Below are 18,300 nucleotides of genomic sequence, written 5' to 3' on the forward strand. Positions count from 1 at the left end.
TCTCAAGCTTTTTTCTTGTTTCTGAAATGATTTAAAGCAGCCATCAAGCAACCTAATGTAAAGAATGCACCAGGAGCCATAACGAACAGTAATGTTCTGGGGAATGCAGCGGGAAGTACAGTAATATCAAATAATGTACCTGCACCAATGAATTCACGAACCAAACCTAAAACGCCCAAAGCTATTGTAAATCCAAGACCCATACCAATACCATCACAGATTGCAGCCACAGGACCATTCTTGAAAGCAAATGCTTCTGCTCTTGCAAGAATGATACAGTTAACTACAATCAGAGGGATATAAAGCCCCAAAGATGCGTTCAATGCTGGCAAGTAAGCTTTAAGCAAGAATTCAATTACTGTTACGAATGCAGCAATAACAACGATAAAGCATGGAATTCTAACTTTATCGGGAATAATTTTTCTCAGTAAAGAGATGAAGAGGTTGGCGAAAATCAAAACCGCTGCAGTGGAAAGACCCATGCCGATACCATTAATGGCGGAGCTTGTTACAGCCAAAGTGGGGCACATACCGATAACCTGCACAAAGGTAGGGTTTTCGTCAATAATACCGTTTTTAATAATTTTCAATGGGTTAGCCATTAATAAGCACCTCCGTTCGCAGCAAACCATTCCAAAGCGTCATTTGCACCGCTTGTTACGGCTCTGGAAGTGATTGTGGAGCTAGTAATAGGAACAACTTCGCCGCCATCCTTAGTTACAGCCAATGTACCGGACATGCCAGTAAACTGGTCATAGAAGGAAGGATCGGTGGATTTTGCACCTAAACCGGGTGTTTCGGAGTGTTTTGTAACACGCAGACCGGTGATCACGCCGTCTGCATCAATGCCAACCATTGTATTTACAGCGCCGCCAAAGCCGCTAGGCTCAGTTGTGATAACGAAACCGCCGTTGTCTGCTTTGTAGACAGCAGTCAAGGAGCCTGTTAAGTCTGCATCTGTAATTTCTTCAAAAGAGGTAGCATCAGGCATAACAGCCTTCATGGATGCTGCTCTTGTTTGTTCTTCCTGCAATCTGATGGGTTCAGCAGTAATGGACTGAACTGCACCTAAAGCTGCCGCAGCAACGCCGGCGATAATCAGCAATATCACAGCAGGTCTAATAACTTCTTTCATGTTCATGCTTTTTTCGCCTCCTTTACTTTAGGCAGTGCACCAAAGATTGTAGGCTCTGTGAGTCTTTCAATCAGGGGTACTGTCAAGTTCATAATCAGGATGGAGTAGGATACACCTTCAGGGTAACCGCCAAAAATTCTGATTAGTGTTGTCAACAAACCACAGCCAATGGCAAAGATAATTTGTCCCTTAGATGTTACAGGGGAGGAAGCGTAGTCTGTTGCCATGAAGAATGCACCCAGCATCAAGCCGCCTGCAAAAATTTCATATGTGGGAACACGCAGACCTTTTCTGCCGATTAATGCGGTCAGAATGAAAACGGTTGCGATATAAATTACAGGAACTTTCCAGTTGATTACATGCTTTGCAATCAGATAAACACCGCCGATAATCAAAGCAATTGCACAGGTTTCACCCAAACAGCCGCCTACGTTACCAACCAATACATCTGTAAAGCTTGCATCGGGCATTACGCCGCCCTTCAGCTGTGCCATAGGTGTTGCAACTGCAACAGCATCTACACCGAAGTTACCTGCGGATGTCCAAGAAGTCATTTCGGTAGGGTAAGATGCCAATAAGAAAGCTCTACCAGCAAGGGCAGGGTTAATAAAGTTCTGACCCAAACCGCCGAAAAGCTGTTTTGCAAAGATAATTGCAAATGCACTACCAACAATCGCAACCCAAACAGGTGCAGCTGCGGGTAAGTTCATTGCCAAAAGCAAACCTGTTACAACAGCACTTAAATCGCTGATTGTAATGGGTTTTTTCAGTAATTTTTGATACAGCCATTCAAAGAAAACAGCAGATACAATGGCAGCAACCATCAGCATCAGTGCTCTCAAGCCGAAATAATAAATGCCCATCACGGAAGCAGGAACCAAAGCAATGATTACATCACGCATGATGCTCTGGATAGATTCCTTAGAACGTACGTGAGGGGTACCGGATACTACAAAATTAGCCATGTTTTATTCTCCCCCTTCTCAGTTCTTTTCAGCTTTCGCTTTTGCCTCTGCTTCAGCTTTCGCTCTTGCAGCTGCAGCCGCGGCCGCTTTTTTGCCTGCTTCAATTTTCTTCACTGCACGAATGGACTGGGCAAGCTGACGCTTTGCAGGGCATTCATAGGAGCAGCTACCGCATTCGATACAATCCAAGCCATGGTGAGCCACAAAAGCATCGCCTTCGCCTTTCAGTGCCAATGCGTTCAGCATGAAGGGCATAAGTCCCATAGGACAGTGGTCTACACACTTACCGCAACGAATACAGTTTCTTTCTTCGGGAATGTAAGCTTCCTCTTTTGTGAAGCAAAGCAAACCGGAAGTTGTTTTTACGGATGCAACATCCAAAGTATAAAGAGTAGGACCCATCATAGGACCGCCGGCAATCAGCTTTACAGGAGGATTTTCCTCGTTAAAGCCACCGATGGCATCAACCAAATCACGCAGAGTCATACCAATACGGATTTTGTAGTTGCCTGGGTTTTTGATACCTTGTCCGGAAACGGTTACCACTCTTCTCATCAAAGGTCTACCTTTTACGATAGCTCTTTCAATTGCAAGAACGGTGTCCACGTTATCAACGATACAGCCTGCACTTGCGGGCAGAGCGCCGGATTTTACTTCTCTTTTTGTAATGGCATAAATCAAGTGTTTTTCAGAACCCTGAGGGAACTTTGTCACCAAGGGCTGAACAACAATATTGCTGATGCCTTCACAAGCCTTTGTCATAATCTCAATTGCCTTAGGCTTGTTCATTTCAATGCCGATTACACCTTTTGCATTAGGATGCAGCTTCAGCATAATCTGGAGACCTTTCACAATACGTTCTGGTTCTTCCACCATTAAACGATAATCGCATGTGAGGTATGGCTCACATTCTGCCGCATTGATTAAAATATAATCAATGGGGTTATCCTTGGGTGGATTCAGTTTTACATGGGTAGGGAAACCAGCACCACCCAAACCAACAACGCCTGCGTCTTTAATTGCCGCAAGAATTTCGTCGTTTGTCATTTTGGTGTAGTCTCTGCCTTGGTTCAAGCCTTCGATTTCTTCCATTTTGCCGTCGTTTTTCACAACGATGGATTTTACCATTACGCCGCCGGGAACGAGCATAGGACGGATGTCCACAACTTCGCCGGATACGCTGGCAAAAATTGGAGAAGACATGAATGCGGGTGACTCTGCGATTTTCTGACCAACTTTTACATGATCACCAACAGCAACAAGAGGCTCACAAGGAGCGCCGATGTGCTGGCTCATGGGGTAGAACAATTCAGAGTTTTCCTTTGGGAGTATCACCTGAATAGGCTGCTCTGCGGACAGAGCTTTTCCATCAGGCGGATGAACTCCACGTTTGAACGTTAAAGCTTGCATATTATCCCCCTCTGTCAAGTGTTTTTTGCGCTTGGGAAGCGCGAAGATTAGTTATACCTTCAAGAAATGATAGAACTATACGTACAACAGCAGTATTTTAATACAAAAATGAAGTTTTCACAACATATTTGTAAAAAAAACTGCAAAAGCTACATATTGCTAAAAAAGGTTTTGTCAAAATCCATCAATTAAATTGTAGAATCGCCTTATTTTGTACGCATAGAAAGGCATACAATCAATTTGTATGCTAAATATTAAGACCTACTTTAGTTTACTATTATTATCTAAAATTGTAAATGATAATATATTACCATAATTGGTGGGGTTTTTCCCCTAGTTTTTTAAGGCAATTAGACAAAAACAAAGTGCCAAAAACAACAAACTCTTTACAACATGGCAGAAATGTAGCTTTTTTTTTAGTGTAAACTGTGATAAAATGAAAAAAGTGCCAAAGACGAGAGAAACTTATTGTTAAAAATAAAATATATACAGAAGAGGGTGATATCGTGGATTTGTCCCTGCAATTAGCACAAAAGCAAATTTTATCTCAAAGAATGCAGCAGTCTGTTGAGATTTTACAGATGAATACAATTATGCTTACAGAGTATATTCACGAGCTAACACAGGAGAATCCCCTCTTGGAGTGGCAAGAGGTTTCTGATGAGCAGGCTGTGAAAGAAGATAAACTGCTACGCAAGCTGGAATGGCTGGAGGAAGCAGACGAACAAAATCGCAGTATGTATCGTGTGGAGCAAGAGGATGAGCGGGATCAAAGAGATTCCATTGGCAGGAGAGAGCGGGAAAGCCTGCGGGAATATCTTTTGTTCCAAATCAATATATTAAATGTGGATGAAGGGGTTAAATGTGTATTGCGCTTTTTGGCTGAAAGCACGGAAGAGAGTGGCTATTTAGAAAAGGGCGCATTGGAAGCTGCGGAGAAAAAATACCATTTAAAAGGAAGTTGCAGCGAAGACATTATTGGACTTCTTCAATCTCTAGATCCTCCCGGAGTTGGAGCCAGAAACTTGCAGGAATGCCTTTTGATACAGCTCAAGCAAAAGAATGCATCTCCTCTTTCCATTATTATGGTTGAAAAATATTTGATGGATTTGGCAAAAAATAGGATAAGCTATGTGGCTAAACAGATGCGGGTGACCCTTGAGGCTGCAAGAGATGCTTTTGAGGTAATAAAAGGCTGTGAGCCTAAGCCTGGCCGTGGGTTTTTAAGTGAAAAACCCGTTGAGTATATTTTGCCAGATGTTTTTGTACAAAAGCAAGAAGGAGAGCTGTTGGTTACGGTAAATAGTTCCTCATCTCCTAGATTGTTTATTAGTCAATCTTATTTGAAAATGCTTCGAGAGGGTGCATCTGACGAGGCAAAGGAATTTATTTCTAATAAATTAAGACAGGCAGAGTGGGCAATTCAGTGTATTTCTAAAAGAGAGAGCACTTTGCTTGAAACAGCAAAATGCATTGTGAATCATCAAGAAGATTTTTTTATTCGCCCTGACGGGCAGATTAAACCATTACGATTAGCAGATATTGCCGAATGCATGCAGGTTCATGAGTCCACGGTGAGTCGAGCGGTAAGGGATAAATATCTGCAATGCGACAGAGGGATTTTTCCATTAAGCTCCTTTTTTTCCAAGGCGTTATCCTCGGAAGAGACGGGTACCATTTCCGCCGATAGCATTCAACAGAAAATACGGTTGATGATTGAAGGGGAAAACAAAATGAAACCATTTAGCGATAGAGAGTTAACGGAGGCACTGCAAAAAGAAGGAATTCAGATTTCCCGCAGAACCGTGGCGAAATATCGTGAAGGAATGGGTATCGCAGGAGCATCAGGCAGAAAACGTTACGAGTAAGATGTTAAGGGAGAGATTTTATGTCGGATACAATTTTTCACATAAAATTAGATAAAGAAGGGCAGTCCCCCTTATATCAGCAATTGGCTGATGGACTTGGAAGGCTGATTTCTCAAGGCAGCCTTGCACCGGACAGCAAATTGCCACCAATACGAAAAATGGCAGAGGCGTATGGGGTAAATAATGTAACGGTGGTTACTGCATATAAGCATTTAGAAAGCAAACAGATGGTTTATTCCAGAAAGGGCAGTGGGACCTTTGTTTCCCCTTTGCCGGTTGAGGCAATCCCTTCACCGGTTGCAAAGGGAAACCTTCACAGCTTTGAAGTAGGAATATCTTTTGATAAGGCAATAAATTTTGCAAATACATCATTGCCCCACGAGTTGTTTCCCGTGGATGCCTTTAAGAAAGCCTTTGATGAGGTTCTGGAGCGGGAAAAGGGCGGTGCTTTTCGTTATACCGACAGTATGGGGTATCAGCCCTTGCGAGAACAGCTTTGCAGCTACATAGAGGCCTATGGCATTAAGACATCTCCTGACAGCGTACAAATCATCTCAGGGGCTCAGCAGGGCATAGACGTAATTTCTAAGGCAATGGTTCATTTCGGAGATGTGGTTTTTGTGGAGAGCCCCACATTTTATGGTGCGGCAGGGGCGTTTCTATCCAGAGGAGCAAAGCTGATTGAGATTCCTATGGAGAACGATGGAATGAAAATGTCGGTTTTAGAAGATTATTTGAAGCTGTATCGACCAAGGTTTATTTATATGATGGCATATTTTCAAACACCTACAGGAATTTCCTATTCTTTGGAAAAAAAGCGCCGCCTCCTGGAGTTGGCAGAGAAATATGATACTTATATCATTGAAGAAGATGATTTCTACGACTTTTATTACAGCAAAGAAGCGCCGGTGCCTTTAAAAGCATTGGATTATAAAAATAGAGTGGTTTATATTAAAAGTTTCTCGAAAATATTAATGCCCGGCCTTCGCATGGGTCTTATGGTGTTGCCCAAAAAGATTCATCAAGGGGTTATGGAAGCAAAATATACCACAGACATTTCAACCTCAGGCTTTATTCAAAAAGCCATGGAGCAATATTTTAAGGAAAATGGCTGGGAGGAGCATGCGAAAACCATGCGTGGTTTCGGTGGGGAAAAATACCGTCATACCCTCTCTTTTGCCAAAAAATATTTGGCGGGAAGAGCCAGCTTTTCGCTGCCAAACGGAGGGGTTAGCCTTTGGATTCAATTGCCTGAAGGTATAAGTGCTGAGGCCTTTTGCAGCCGTATGCTGGAGAAGAATGTAATTCTTACCCCAGGGAGTCAGTTTGAAATCAGCGGCAGAGACAGTGGCCATGTGCGATTGAGCTTTTGCGGCCTTGAGGATGGCAAAATTGAGGTAGGGCTAAAACGCATGAGTGAAACCATTGATAACATGGTGGTGAACAAACTGTTTTAGGAAATTGGGATATTTTTGGTTGAGGTTTGTTTTGGGAACACCATGAATATGTCATGTATTGTCGAAAGGAAACCCATGCAATAACCATGCCTGTATGGTACACTGTTTGGCGGAGCAAGCTCCAAAGAATTAGGTGTGGGAGGTTGAGACCAAATGAATAAAAGCAATATCGTTACAGCTGATTTTATCGTTATTTTTATTTCTTTGTATTGTTTTTTTAGGCCTACAATATTAATGGAATTTGAATATGATTATTCTTCAGAAGGAGTTGTAATTGCAAGAACTTTCTGTTTGCTTTTTGCTTTATACAGATTTGTAAAGCTGATTTATTTTTTAGAGAATAAAAAAGAGGATAGAAAATAAACTTCTTTTGGCATGGGTGGTGATGGTTCATTTCTCAATGCAAAATAGAGGGTTTCAAGATTCTTATGTTTGATTAAGTTGAGATTTGTTTATCATTTTGAGAGTTCCGTTGTTTAAATAAAATACATACATATATTCTGAATGTTCTGGAAATATTAGCAAGAACAGTATGTTTTGATATGTCCATATATCTGCAACTATTTTGTACGCTATGAGCAGTTGAAAGAGCAAGGGTTTAGTTGCAGTTTTACCATCCTAAGGTAATACGCCTTTCTCTTGACAAACGAAAAGGGACTTACTATAATCTTCTTAACTGAATGAATTGAAAAAAGCCATAAAAAGAAGGAGTATTTAACATCAGGCCTTTACAGAGAGAAAACCAATTGGTGGAAGGTTTTTGGGAGCCCGTTAGAGAAGCAGTCTTTTTGGATATTCACAGCTCTGCGGCGGAATTTAGAGTATGCTGCGGCGCAGGCCGGCGTTAACGGCATGAAAGCGACGGCGTTATGCCGTAAGCAGGGTGGTACCACGGTTTAATCGTCCCTGATCCTTAGTGATCGGGGGCTTATTTTTTTCCAAAGAACAATGAGATGAAATGATTAGGAGGAAATACAATGAAATACATGGGTGTAAATGAAGTAAGAGAAGCTTTCCTTTCCTTTTTTGAGAGCAAAGAGCATTTGCGTTTGCAAAGCTTTCCTTTGGTACCCCACAATGACAAGAGCTTACTGCTGATTAATTCAGGTATGGCGCCAATGAAGGCATATTTTACTGGTCAGGAAATTCCTCCCAGCAAAAGGGTAACCACTTGTCAGAAGTGTATCCGTACAGGTGATATTGAAAACGTTGGCAAAACAGCACGCCACGGCACCTTTTTTGAAATGCTGGGTGATTTTTCTTTTGGTGATTACTTTAAAAATGAAATCATTCCTTGGTCTTGGGAGTTTGTAACAGAGGTTTTAGGCATCCCTGAGGATAAGCTGTATGTTACCATTTATGAAGAGGATGATGAATCTGGTGATATTTGGCATAATGCCGTTGGTGTGCCTTGTGACAGAATTAAAAAACTGGGCAAAGCCGATAACTTCTGGGAGCACGGCACAGGCCCTTGTGGCCCTTGTACAGAGATTTATTATGACAGAGGGGAAAAGTACGGCTGTGACAGTCCAGACTGCGGTGTAGGCTGTGATTGCGACCGTTATATGGAGTTTTGGAACTTAGTACTCACCCAGTTTAACGCTGAAGTGGATGGAACCTATACGGAGCTTGCTCAGAAAAACGTGGATACAGGCATGGGCTTGGAACGTATGGCGACTATTTTGCAGGGCGTGGATTCTATTTTTGATGTGGACACTGTAAAATCTATCCGTGATGCAATTTGCCAAAAAGCCAATGTGGAATATGGTAAAAATGCTAAAACTGATGTATCTGTTCGTGTCATTACAGACCATATCCGTTCCGTTACGATGATGACTGCTGATGGTGTTTTACCCTCCAATGAAGGTAGGGGCTATGTCCTTCGTCGTCTGCTTCGCCGTGGGGCACGCCATGGAAAACTTCTGGGTATTGAAGGAGAATTCTTGGCAGAGCTCTCAAAATCTGTCATCGCATGCAGTGGTGAGGCCTATCCTGAGTTGGTGGACAAGCAGGAATATATTTATAAAATTCTTTCTATCGAAGAAAACAGCTTTTATAAAACTATTGACAACGGCATGGCAATCCTAAAGTCAGACATGGATGAGATGAAAGACGCAGGTCTGACAACAATGAGTGGTGACAAAGCCTTCCGTTTGTATGATACCTATGGTTTCCCCATTGATTTGACAAAGGAAATATTAGAAGAAGCAGGCATGAATGTGGATGAAGATGCTTTTGCCGCTGAAATGAAACAGCAAAAAGAGAGAGCGAGAGCGGCAAGAGGAAAATCCACTTATATGGGAGCGGCTGAAACCGTTTATCATGAACTCCCTGTTGAATTGGAAACAAGTTTTGCAGGCTATGATGTGAAGGAAGTTTCGGATGCAAAAATTGTGGCGTTGGTTGCAAATAATGAGGTAGCCGGTGTGGCTCAAAAAGGCGATAGTGTTTCTGTATTCCTCAGCAGTACACCTTGTTATGCAGAAAGCGGCGGACAGGTGGGCGACCATGGAACAATCAAAACCTCTAAGGGCATTGTATCGGTAACAGATTGTATAAAGGTAATCGGCGGCAAAATTGCCCATATGGGTCAGGTGATTGAGGGTTCCATTTCTGTTGATGAGAAGGCAGTTGTAACGGTGGATTGGGAAAGACGTATGGCAACGGCAAGAAACCATAGTACAACCCATTTGCTACAAAAAGCACTGAGAACCGTTTTAGGAACCCACGTGGAACAGGCTGGTTCCTATGTAAGCCCTGAGCGTTTGCGTTTTGACTTTACCCATTTTACAGCCTTGAGCGATGAGGAAGTAAAGGCGGTAGAAAAGATGGTAAATGACTCTATTTTTGCAAGCTATGTAATTGAAACGGCAGAAATGAGTATTGAAGAAGCCAGAAACAAAGGGGCAATGGCTTTGTTTGGCGAAAAATATGGCGATGTTGTACGTGTGGTTGATATGGGAGGCTATAGCGTAGAACTTTGCGGCGGAGCCCATTTGACAAATACTGCTCAGGCTGGTTCTTTTAAAATCCTTTCTGAAAATGGTGTTGCTGCTGGTGTGCGCCGTATTGAAGCGGTGACAGGCAGTGAAGCTTTGAAGCATTATCAGGCGCAGGAAGAGGAATTGAAGGAAATTTCTCGTTTGGTAAAAGCAACCCCTGATAAGCTGGTTGCCCGCGTGGAACAATTGATGGCTGAACAGAAAGAAATGGCAAAGGAATTAGAGAAGCTGAAAGCCAAAATGGCTGGTGGTGCTGTTGAAGATATTTTAAATGCAAAAGTGGATATCAAGGGCGTTGTAGTTGTAGCGGCAGAAGTAAAGGACTTGGATGCCAACGGTATGCGTACCTTAGGTGACCAGTTGAAGAATAAACTTGGTAGTGGCATTGTTGTTTTGGCAGGTGGTGCAGAGGGCAAAGTAAACCTGATGGTGATGGTAACGGATGATGCTGTTGCAAAGGGTGCTCATGCAGGTAATATTGTTAAGGCGGCAGCGGCAGCTTGCGGCGGCGGCGGTGGCGGTCGACCTAATATGGCCCAGGCAGGAGGCAAAGACGCTTCCAAAATTGGCGAGGCATTGGAAGTTGCAAAAGAAACCATTGCACAGCAAATAAAGTGATTTTTAGGAGCTGGCGAAGCCCATGACCTTTGAAACACAGTTTTTAAGGATTTAACCTGCTAGTAAGGATGGCTACAGAGAAACAACACTGGATAGGTGCCAAATGCATGGCACCTATTTTTTCTTTTATCCTACCCAAAAAAAAGATGTAAATTTGGATTAAACTTCTGAGATATGCTTCTTTGGGGTATACTGTAAAGGAAACATTGCTATCTGTCTGTGTATTGGAGACATTTATTTGTTTTATGAATGATTATGCGTGATTGTTACCGGATTTTAATTGGAATTGAAAAAGAACCTCTTGACTTGGGGAGGGAAATACGTTAAAATAAGACGTAAGTAAAGCGAAACTTTTCTTACAAAAGTATAGAGAAGTTTCGCTCTTTTTCTGCGCGCAAAGAATATTTATGCAAAAAATAGTTATATTTTGAATAAGGCATTTTTGAATGCCACATTAGGAGGTGCTTCTATGAGTTTAAAAAAGCATTATGATGTAGCAATTATTGGCGGTGGTATCGGCGGGATTATGACAGCATATCGTTTGGTTGAGAGCAATCCCCAAATGAAGGTCTTAATTATGGAAAAAGGTCATGCCATTCGGCAGCGCCATTGCCCTATTGTGACAGGAAAGGTAGAGAAGTGTATCAAATGTTCCTCTTGTGCCATTATGGAGGGCATGGCAGGCGCAGGCGCATTTTCCGATGGTAAGTATGTTATTTCAACGGAATACGGAGGCTGGCTGACTGAGTTTTTAGAGCCCCAAACGGTGATTCATTACATCGAGCAGGCAGATGAGGTTTTGGTGAAATTCGGTGCGACCACAGACCGTTTTATGCCCGATGATGATTTAAAATGCCTTTGCCTACAGCATGATTTGCATATGGGGCAGGCACAGCTAAAGCATCTGGGAACAGACAGCAACTTTGATACTATGCGTAAGTTGATTGAATATTTGGAAGATAAAGTAGATATTGCTGTCGATACAGAAGTTACCGATGTGAATAAAGATACCAAGGAGATTCATTTGGTACACAAAGGGGAGAAAGATGTGATAACGGCGGACAAAATTATATTTGCCGTAGGCCGTGTCGGCAGCCGCTTTTTCTCTGATTGGTGCGAAAAGAATAACATTCCTTTGAAAAATAATCAGGTAGATATTGGTGTAAGGGTTGAGTTACCCGCAATGGTTTGGGATCATTTCAGCAAAAAAATCTATGAGCCCAAAATTTGGTATCGTTCCAAACAATATGGTGATACCACCAGAATGTTTTGCTTTAACGAAAGAGGCCATGTAGTAACGGAGAATACAGGTGGCGTGCTGACAGTAAACGGGCATTCCTACCGTGATCAGGCCAGAAAGACGGAGAATTCTAACTTTGCCTTGCTTTCTACCATCCGTTTTACAGAGCCATTTAAAAAGCCCATTGAATATGCAAGATATGTGGCAAGCTTGGCAAACCTCATTTGTGGCGGTGGCGTCATGGTACAACGCTTAGGAGATTTGGAGATTGGCAGACGTTCTGATGAAAGTCGTATCAGAAAATCCACCACAAGACCAACACTTCATGCAGTGGCTGGGGATTTAAGCCTTTGTATGCCGAAACGTCAGTTGGATAATATCATAGAGACTCTTCATGCGCTGGACAAAATCGCACCGGGTACGGCGAATTATGACACCTTGCTTTATGGGATAGAGTGTAAGTATTATTCAGCAAGACCAAAATGTACAGAGTTCCAGTTGGATGACTGTCCTGGACTTTATGCTATCGGTGATGGCGCTGGTTTTACCAGGTCTCTTTCCCAGGCGGCGGCAAACGGAATGTATGTGGCGGATAAAATTCTGCAAAAATAAAAAATTGAGATAAATAAGAAAGAGAGGGAAGGACACGTGTTGTGACCTTCCCTCTCTCTTTTTTGTGATTATGAGAATCATTGAGTTCGATTCATTTTAAAGAATAAGACGCACGGTCTTATGCAAAATCAGATGTTTGTTTTGCCTTTTCAGACATAGGAATGAATTTTCCGATCAGACCACCAATGATAGCAGGAATAACCCATCCACACTGGAAGTCAGCCAAAGGAAGACTCTTAACAAAAGTCAAAGGTAAGCCAAAGCCGCATAATACATCAGCAGCGCTAATCAATAATGCAAAAACTGCAGCGCCGATATAGATGTTATTGTTTTTGATGTTCTTGCCAAAGAAAGTCAAGATAATCATAACAAGAACAACGGGGTACAGCAATGTCAAAATTGGAGCCGCAATGCTGATAATGGTAGAGATACCAAAATTGGATACAAAATAGCTGAAGCCAACGGTAATAATAACTACCATTTTGTAAGAAGCTTTGCCATGTGTTAATTCCTCAAAGAAGGAAGCACAAGAAGATACTAAGCCAATTGCTGTGGTTAGACAAGCGAAGAACACAATAATACCAAGCATTAATACGCCATAGCTGCCAACCAGTTTCTGGGTAATGGCAACAACCAAACCTGTCTGGTTTAAACCTTCAAAACCGCCACCAGAGGTTGTAGCACCCAAGTAAGCCAAACCGCCGTAAATAATCATTAATGCGCCTGCAGCAAAAACACTGGACTGAATTACAACCTTCATGGTTGATTTTGTTTCAGTATAGCCCTTATCTCTTGCAGCAGAAATGATAATGATAATAAATACTACAGATGCCAAAACGTCCATTGTCTGATATCCTGAAAGAATACCCTCTTTAACGGTATTAAAGCCGGTTGTAGTTACAATTGGTCCAATTGGGTTAACAATACCCATTACAATCAACGCCAACAGAGAAAGAACTAAAATTGGAGTTAAATATTTACCGATAACGTCAATTACACTGGAGGGACGAATGGTAAAAGCAAGTGTTAATCCAAAAAAGATTGCGCCGAATGCCCAAGAGCTAAAATTGGGGAAAATCGGAAGAACTCCCATTTCGAAAGTTGTTGCGGCAGTACGAGGAATAGCAAGGAAGGGCCCGATACATAATACAATCAATGAATTAATAATGACTGAGGGGACTCTACCCAATTTTCCTGTAATACCGTTCATTGAAACATCGCCTGTTTTAATCATAGCTAAAATTGCCACCAATGCCAAGCCAACATCGGCAATAAAGAAACAAATAAATCCTAAAAACCATTCACTACCTGCATTAATACCTAAGTAAGGCGGGAAAATCAGGTTGCCTGCGCCGAAGAACATTGCGAATAATGCCAAACCAATTACCGCAACGTCGGCCATATTGTTTTTCTTTCCGTTCATAGATAATACCTCCTTGTATTACTTACTCTCAACTTTTCTCTCTCATGTGCAATGGGGTTGTTTATGGTATTGCGACATGATCCTTATTATCTAATAAAATCTCAAAAATATCAACCTAATGAAAAATATTTAAGTGAAACAATTTGTGGAAAAAACATATTCTTAATAAAAAAATAATTGATTAAATAGAAAAAATTGATAAAATATAACGTAAACTAGTAAAAAATCAAGATTTTTATTAGTTTTATGAAATGTACAATGTGCAAATGAAATTTACTGGTAAAATATTTTTCATCTAATTTTTTTTGTGATATTATCTAATGAACTGAAAAAAATTTGAATAATAGTTATAGTATTTTCTCTGTTTTGAATAGAAATAGGAAGAGAACTGTTCGGAAATCATGGACAATAAATTTTGTGTATGCAGAAATAAATGCAGAAATTTTCCACTGTAAGTGGAAAAATGTATGAGTGTAGATTCGGGTGGTTATATTTGGGGTGTTCTTTTTTCAAAACAAGCAGAAAAAACAAGGATTGTCTTCCTGCCGAGGACGATTATCAGCCCCTATGGGTATTTTTAAAAAAACAACTATAAACTGCAAAGGAGTTTCGTCAAAATTGAAGAATACTATCAGCATTACAAACTGAAATTTGCGCAAAATATACTTTAAATAGCATATAGAAACAAAAATAGGAGGAAATTATGAAAGAAGTCAGTATCCATGTGGGTAAACGGATCAGGCTTTACAGAAAGCTAAAGAAGTTAACAATTGAGGTCTTTGCAGAAATGATTCACAAAAGCAAAGCAACAGTTTCTAAATATGAAAATGGTGAGATTTCAATTGATATTGAAACCCTATTTTCTATCGCAGATGCCTTAAATATTTCTGTAAATCAGCTTGTGGATTATGAAAATGTCACAACTTCTGAGGATACAGAAGGGGATGCTCTTGTAAAGCGGAAAACGGGAAAAACAAAATATTATTTGTATTTCTATGATGGAAGAAAAGGTCGAATTGTCAAAAATATTATTGAGGTGCAAGGCGCAGGGGAAAATGGTATTTATAAAGCGAATTTTTATGTAGATGTAGAAGACTACAGTAATTATTACAACTGCAAATTTCTTTATCACGGAAACATGCGAAAATTTGATGCATTTACCAATTTCAATTTTGAGAATCAGAATAACAAAGTGGAGCAAGTATTTATGTATGCCATTAATTCTTTCACCCACAATCGCCGATTGGTAGGGATGTTTTCAGGGCTTTCCACACAACCAATCTTGCCGGTTGCATTTAAATTTTTAATGTCTCTGGATGTGATGGTAGAGAACGAGGAAATGAAAGAACAATTGGTAATGACCAAGGAAGACCTTAAACAAATTAAGAAAATGAATATGTTTGTTATTAATCAGGAACTATAAAAAACCGATTGCTATGCATAAAATATGCTTAGCAATCGGTTTTTTGTGTGTTTTTAATTCGCTAGAGAAGAGTTTTTTGAAGCAAGGAATAAGGTTTCTTGTTACCTCAAAATTTATCCATTAATGCAATTGACATTAAAAGCCCCGCAATTTTAGCTGCTTGGGGATTTAAATTTTCCCCTGCTTCATCGGGACTTCCGTCGGCACTTCTAGCTGCAAGGAGACCACCATCTTGGGTTAAGTTGGCAACGCTTTGATTTACCCCTTGTAAGGAATTAATAAAAAGCAAAGAACGACAGATATCACGGATTTGCCCTCGACCGCCTTCATCTAGGAAGGGTGCGATTGCTCTAAGAAGGGTAACCTCCTTTGGTGGATGTTCCACGGTAAATGACTTTTGGTCACCGGCGGCTAACTGAATTTTCTGAATGTAGTTTCTCTCAATTGCTTCTCTTAAGGACGTAGACATCGACAGAAAGTCTTTCTCAAGACCATCTGTTTGCTGAAGTGTTTTTGTCAATTCATAAATTAAATTTCGTTCCATTACATTAAAACCACCTTTCCTGTTTGGTTCAGACAGGTACTTTGATCCAACAGTCCTCCGTTTTCGGCTGCTATTTTCGTTAGAGCTGCCTTAATTTCGTTGGGTCTGACATAAGGGAATCGTTCTAACAGCAAAGAGGCCGCTCCGCTTACCAAGGGGGTAGCCATAGAGGCACCACTCATACATATATAATTGGGATAAATAATATTCTCCCGACTGCGGTTGGGCATGCTGAACTTATAATCAGGGGAGAGAACAGAAACAATATTTTCTCCTGGGGCCCAGATATCCGGCAGATTGGATGACTCCTTGGTAAAAAGGGAGAAAGGCTTATGACGTGTAAAATAATCTCGATCTTCCCAAGTTCCCACAGTAATTACCATGGGGCTGATGGGTGGCGGAGGCTGATAGCCTCTTCGTCCATCTGGATTGCCCGCGGCAGCCACTACAACAATTCCTCTACGCCAGAGAATTTCAACGCTTTCCTTCAAAGGCTGATTCACCTTTCTGTCGTTGGAACCGATGGATAAATTTACTACTCTTATATTATATTTTGCAGCATTGTCCATTATCCATCTTAATGCGGCAACAGCGTGGGAGGAACTGCCTTGGCCGTTGCTGTCAAGAATTTTTAAGGAAATAATATGAGCCTCCGGTGCAATTCCCTTGTAGCGGCCATTGGAAAGAATACCACTGCCACAGGCGATACCCGTGACATGGGTCACGTATCTTTTGTGTTGCTTTTATATCTTAGTTGGGATAAAATAAAAAAGAATAGACATTCAAAATTGGGGGGACTTTTGTGAAAATATCTGAAAAGGGACAGAAGTTATTGGCAAATTATAAAAAGTTTCAAAAGATCTATATTTTATTATTAGCTGTTGCCGCCATGAGTTTTGTGTTTTTGCATAATTATTATTTTGCAGTGGCTTTGGCAGTGTTTACGTTTGTTTTGGAAACCAAGTATTATAAATGTCCCCATTGTAAAAAGTCACTCAATAGTAGAAAGAAGATTGCCGAGGATAGTTGCTGTCCAAACTGTAACAAATATATCTTTAAAGATTTGGATTAAGAGTTGAAAAAGAATAAATATTTCGTTATAAGAAATTTCTCCCGCAGTTTTTAGCTGCGGGAATTTTATTGTTTGCTTCAAGCTGATAAGCAAATGGACTCAACTGTTTTTGGCATTGAATTTAGAATGAACGGCAAAGCTTATTCGTGATTAAGTTTGCCTGATTCACTTGCCATACCCGGAAGCATATCCATAGTATAAAAGAGTCTCTGTTAGCTTAAGCCTCGTATAACACAAGCGATTTCTCATATTTTTTGGGATATGTGGATACCCCTCTGGTATATATTGATAGTAAGAAAGAGTAAGGGGGCGTAGTTATGCCCAAGGCAGCCTTATATTGCCGTCTCTCTGTGGAGGATGGAACGGGGGAAGAAAGCGAAAGTATAAGAAACCAGCGGATACTGCTTATAGCTTATGCCCAAAAAAACGGATGGGAAATTTATGATATTTATGAGGACGAGGATTATTCAGGCTTACGAGAGGATCGACCAGCTTTTTGCCGCTTGATTCAGGATGCAAAGGATAAAAAATTTGAGATAATCCTCTGTAAAACCCAATCACGATTTACCCGTAGTGCGGCTACGGCGGAGATATATTTGCATGAACGCTTTCCTTTGTGGGGTATCCGTTTTATCACGGTAGTGGATGGAGTTGACACATCAAAAAAAGAGAATAAAAAGGCAAGGCAAATCAATAGCTTAGTGAATGAATGGTATTGTGAGGAGCTTTCAGAAAATATTCGATCTGTACTACGAAGAAAAATGGAAATGGGGCAGTTTTTGGGGAATTATGCACCCTATGGTTATGAGAAGGACGCTTCTGACCGTCATCATTTAATAATTTTGGAGGAGGAAGCCAGTGTGGTGCGTATTATAGCTAAGCTGTATCTGTCTGGTCTATCCTGCAAAAAAATAGCAGAACAGTTGACCCTTGAGAATATCCCTACACCCTCCCAAGAAAAGCAAAAAAGAGGGCAGGATTTAGGTAGAGAAGTCTGTAAGAAATGGGGGGCCGGAACTGTGCGTAAAATTTTGAAAAACCCTGTCTACATCGGACATATGGTGCAAGGGAGAGAACAAAAGGTTAGTTATAAATCTAAAAAAACCATTGAGCTTCCTAAGGAAAGCTGGATCGTTGTAAAGAATACCCATGAGCCCATTCTAAGTGAAAAGTCTTTTGAAAAAATACAGAAAAAGATGGTGAAGAACCGACGAGGGAAACAAAGCGTTTGACAACCGGAAAACCCTGTGATATTCTAAAAAACAGGAAGTAATTCCGATTATAAAAAAATGGGAGCTTGTAGGCAGGCTGAGAGGAAGTACCGATACTTCGACCGTGAACCTGATTTGGATAATGCCAACGTAGGGACATACTTCGTTTATGAAGACACTCCCGTGGGGAGTGTCTTTTTTAACGGACATCTAAGGTGTTGACAAAACAAGAAAGGCCTTTTGTTGCTACTTATATTTTCAAGGCAATGTTTTGGAAGGGCTGTCCGTTATTAATAAACCATAAATCAATTTTCGAAGGG

At 41.0% G+C, this 18,300-nt stretch carries 15 protein-coding genes, 1 riboswitch and 1 other annotated feature; of the genes, 8 read left to right on the forward strand and 7 right to left on the reverse strand.

The genetic code is table 11. The features are described from left to right. Window positions 1-2 precede the first annotated feature (2 nt). The 4 genes from rsxE to rsxC are packed head-to-tail and all read right to left on the reverse strand — an operon-like array spanning window position 3 to window position 3,510. The gene (rsxE, locus tag NE558_RS03695) at window positions 3-602 is read right to left on the reverse strand and encodes an electron transport complex subunit RsxE (protein ID WP_256148559.1); all 600 of its coding nucleotides are present in this window, start codon (window positions 600-602) and stop codon (window positions 3-5) included. Beyond that, a complete protein-coding gene (locus tag NE558_RS03700) occupies window positions 602-1,141 on the reverse strand; it encodes an RnfABCDGE type electron transport complex subunit G (protein WP_256148560.1) in 540 nt (179 codons plus the stop codon). The genes rsxE and NE558_RS03700 overlap by 1 nt, the downstream gene beginning before the upstream one ends. Then, on the reverse strand, window positions 1,138-2,100 hold the full coding sequence (locus NE558_RS03705; protein WP_256148561.1) for an RnfABCDGE type electron transport complex subunit D: 963 nt from the start codon (window positions 2,098-2,100) through the stop codon (window positions 1,138-1,140). Before NE558_RS03705 ends, NE558_RS03700 begins: the two co-directional genes overlap by 4 nt. 18 nt (window positions 2,101-2,118) lie before the next feature. Further along, window positions 2,119-3,510 carry an electron transport complex subunit RsxC gene (gene rsxC, locus NE558_RS03710; protein WP_256148562.1) on the reverse strand — a complete coding sequence of 464 codons (1,392 nt, stop codon included), beginning with the start codon at window positions 3,508-3,510 and terminating at the stop codon, window positions 2,119-2,121. A gap of 506 nt (window positions 3,511-4,016) precedes the next feature. Between rsxC and rpoN the strand changes: the two genes are divergently transcribed. From rpoN to NE558_RS03735, 5 genes are all read left to right on the forward strand, one after another. Next, window positions 4,017-5,378 carry an RNA polymerase factor sigma-54 gene (rpoN, locus tag NE558_RS03715; RefSeq protein ID WP_256148563.1) on the forward strand — a complete coding sequence of 454 codons (1,362 nt, stop codon included), beginning with the start codon at window positions 4,017-4,019 and terminating at the stop codon, window positions 5,376-5,378. A 20-nt stretch (window positions 5,379-5,398) separates the two neighbouring features. Next, window positions 5,399-6,835, forward strand: a complete 1,437-nt coding sequence (locus NE558_RS03720) for a PLP-dependent aminotransferase family protein (RefSeq protein WP_256148564.1) — start codon at window positions 5,399-5,401, stop codon at window positions 6,833-6,835. Window positions 6,836-6,988: 153 nt separating this feature from the next. After that, the gene (locus NE558_RS03725; RefSeq protein ID WP_256148565.1) at window positions 6,989-7,198 is read left to right on the forward strand and encodes a hypothetical protein; all 210 of its coding nucleotides are present in this window, start codon (window positions 6,989-6,991) and stop codon (window positions 7,196-7,198) included. 325 nt (window positions 7,199-7,523) lie between these two features. Then, window positions 7,524-7,746, forward strand: a binding site (T-box leader). A 66-nt stretch (window positions 7,747-7,812) separates the two neighbouring features. Further along, window positions 7,813-10,455 carry an alanine--tRNA ligase gene (gene alaS / locus NE558_RS03730; RefSeq protein ID WP_256148566.1) on the forward strand — a complete coding sequence of 881 codons (2,643 nt, stop codon included), beginning with the start codon at window positions 7,813-7,815 and terminating at the stop codon, window positions 10,453-10,455. Between the two features lie 469 nt (window positions 10,456-10,924). Next, on the forward strand, window positions 10,925-12,307 hold the full coding sequence (locus NE558_RS03735; RefSeq protein WP_256148567.1) for an NAD(P)/FAD-dependent oxidoreductase: 1,383 nt from the start codon (window positions 10,925-10,927) through the stop codon (window positions 12,305-12,307). Between the two features lie 118 nt (window positions 12,308-12,425). Here the strand turns inward: NE558_RS03735 and brnQ are convergent, their stop codons facing one another. Beyond that, window positions 12,426-13,730, reverse strand: coding sequence for a branched-chain amino acid transport system II carrier protein (gene brnQ, locus NE558_RS03740; protein ID WP_256148568.1), 1,305 nt, complete (start codon window positions 13,728-13,730; stop codon window positions 12,426-12,428). A gap of 703 nt (window positions 13,731-14,433) precedes the next feature. On the opposite strand from brnQ, the gene NE558_RS03745 reads away from it, so the two are divergent. Then, complete coding sequence (locus tag NE558_RS03745) at window positions 14,434-15,153, forward strand: helix-turn-helix domain-containing protein (RefSeq protein ID WP_256148569.1); 720 nt, start codon at window positions 14,434-14,436, stop codon at window positions 15,151-15,153. Window positions 15,154-15,259: 106 nt separating this feature from the next. On the opposite strand, the gene NE558_RS03750 is transcribed toward NE558_RS03745, so the two are convergent. Continuing rightward, window positions 15,260-15,697: a hypothetical protein gene (locus NE558_RS03750; protein ID WP_256148571.1), complete on the reverse strand. Its 438-nt coding sequence runs from the start codon at window positions 15,695-15,697 to the stop codon at window positions 15,260-15,262. Then, on the reverse strand, window positions 15,697-16,422 hold the full coding sequence (locus NE558_RS03755) for a S8 family serine peptidase (protein WP_256148572.1): 726 nt from the start codon (window positions 16,420-16,422) through the stop codon (window positions 15,697-15,699). The genes NE558_RS03750 and NE558_RS03755 overlap by 1 nt, the downstream gene beginning before the upstream one ends. Window positions 16,423-16,499: 77 nt before the next feature. Between NE558_RS03755 and NE558_RS03760 the strand changes: the two genes are divergently transcribed. Further along, window positions 16,500-16,769 (forward strand): hypothetical protein, encoded by a 270-nt coding sequence (locus NE558_RS03760; RefSeq protein WP_256148573.1) that lies wholly within the window; start codon window positions 16,500-16,502, stop codon window positions 16,767-16,769. 317 nt (window positions 16,770-17,086) lie between these two features. Continuing rightward, window positions 17,087-18,001 (forward strand): recombinase family protein, encoded by a 915-nt coding sequence (locus tag NE558_RS03765; RefSeq protein WP_256148575.1) that lies wholly within the window; start codon window positions 17,087-17,089, stop codon window positions 17,999-18,001. Between the two features lie 47 nt (window positions 18,002-18,048). Continuing rightward, window positions 18,049-18,155: riboswitch (TPP riboswitch) on the forward strand. Window positions 18,156-18,300 lie beyond the last annotated feature (145 nt).

This window comes from Anaerotignum propionicum, assembly GCF_024461735.1.
Lineage (GTDB): Bacteria > Bacillota > Clostridia > Lachnospirales > Anaerotignaceae > Chakrabartyella.

Bases quoted from the DNA above. Each gene is read 5' to 3' on its own strand.
- rsxC (WP_256148562.1), bottom strand. From the start codon at position 3,510: ATGCAAGCTTTAACGTTCAAACGTGGAGTTCATCCGCCTGATGGAAAA.
- NE558_RS03750 (WP_256148571.1), bottom strand. From the start codon at position 15,697: ATGGAACGAAATTTAATTTATGAATTGACAAAAACACTTCAGCAAACA.
- brnQ (WP_256148568.1), bottom strand. From the start codon at position 13,730: ATGAACGGAAAGAAAAACAATATGGCCGACGTTGCGGTAATTGGTTTG.
- alaS (WP_256148566.1), top strand. From the start codon at position 7,813: ATGAAATACATGGGTGTAAATGAAGTAAGAGAAGCTTTCCTTTCCTTT.
- NE558_RS03725 (WP_256148565.1), top strand. From the start codon at position 6,989: ATGAATAAAAGCAATATCGTTACAGCTGATTTTATCGTTATTTTTATT.
- NE558_RS03705 (WP_256148561.1), bottom strand. From the start codon at position 2,100: ATGGCTAATTTTGTAGTATCCGGTACCCCTCACGTACGTTCTAAGGAA.
- NE558_RS03745 (WP_256148569.1), top strand. From the start codon at position 14,434: ATGAAAGAAGTCAGTATCCATGTGGGTAAACGGATCAGGCTTTACAGA.
- rsxE (WP_256148559.1), bottom strand. From the start codon at position 602: ATGGCTAACCCATTGAAAATTATTAAAAACGGTATTATTGACGAAAAC.
- NE558_RS03735 (WP_256148567.1), top strand. From the start codon at position 10,925: ATGAGTTTAAAAAAGCATTATGATGTAGCAATTATTGGCGGTGGTATC.
- NE558_RS03720 (WP_256148564.1), top strand. From the start codon at position 5,399: ATGTCGGATACAATTTTTCACATAAAATTAGATAAAGAAGGGCAGTCC.
- NE558_RS03700 (WP_256148560.1), bottom strand. From the start codon at position 1,141: ATGAACATGAAAGAAGTTATTAGACCTGCTGTGATATTGCTGATTATC.
- NE558_RS03765 (WP_256148575.1), top strand. From the start codon at position 17,087: ATGCCCAAGGCAGCCTTATATTGCCGTCTCTCTGTGGAGGATGGAACG.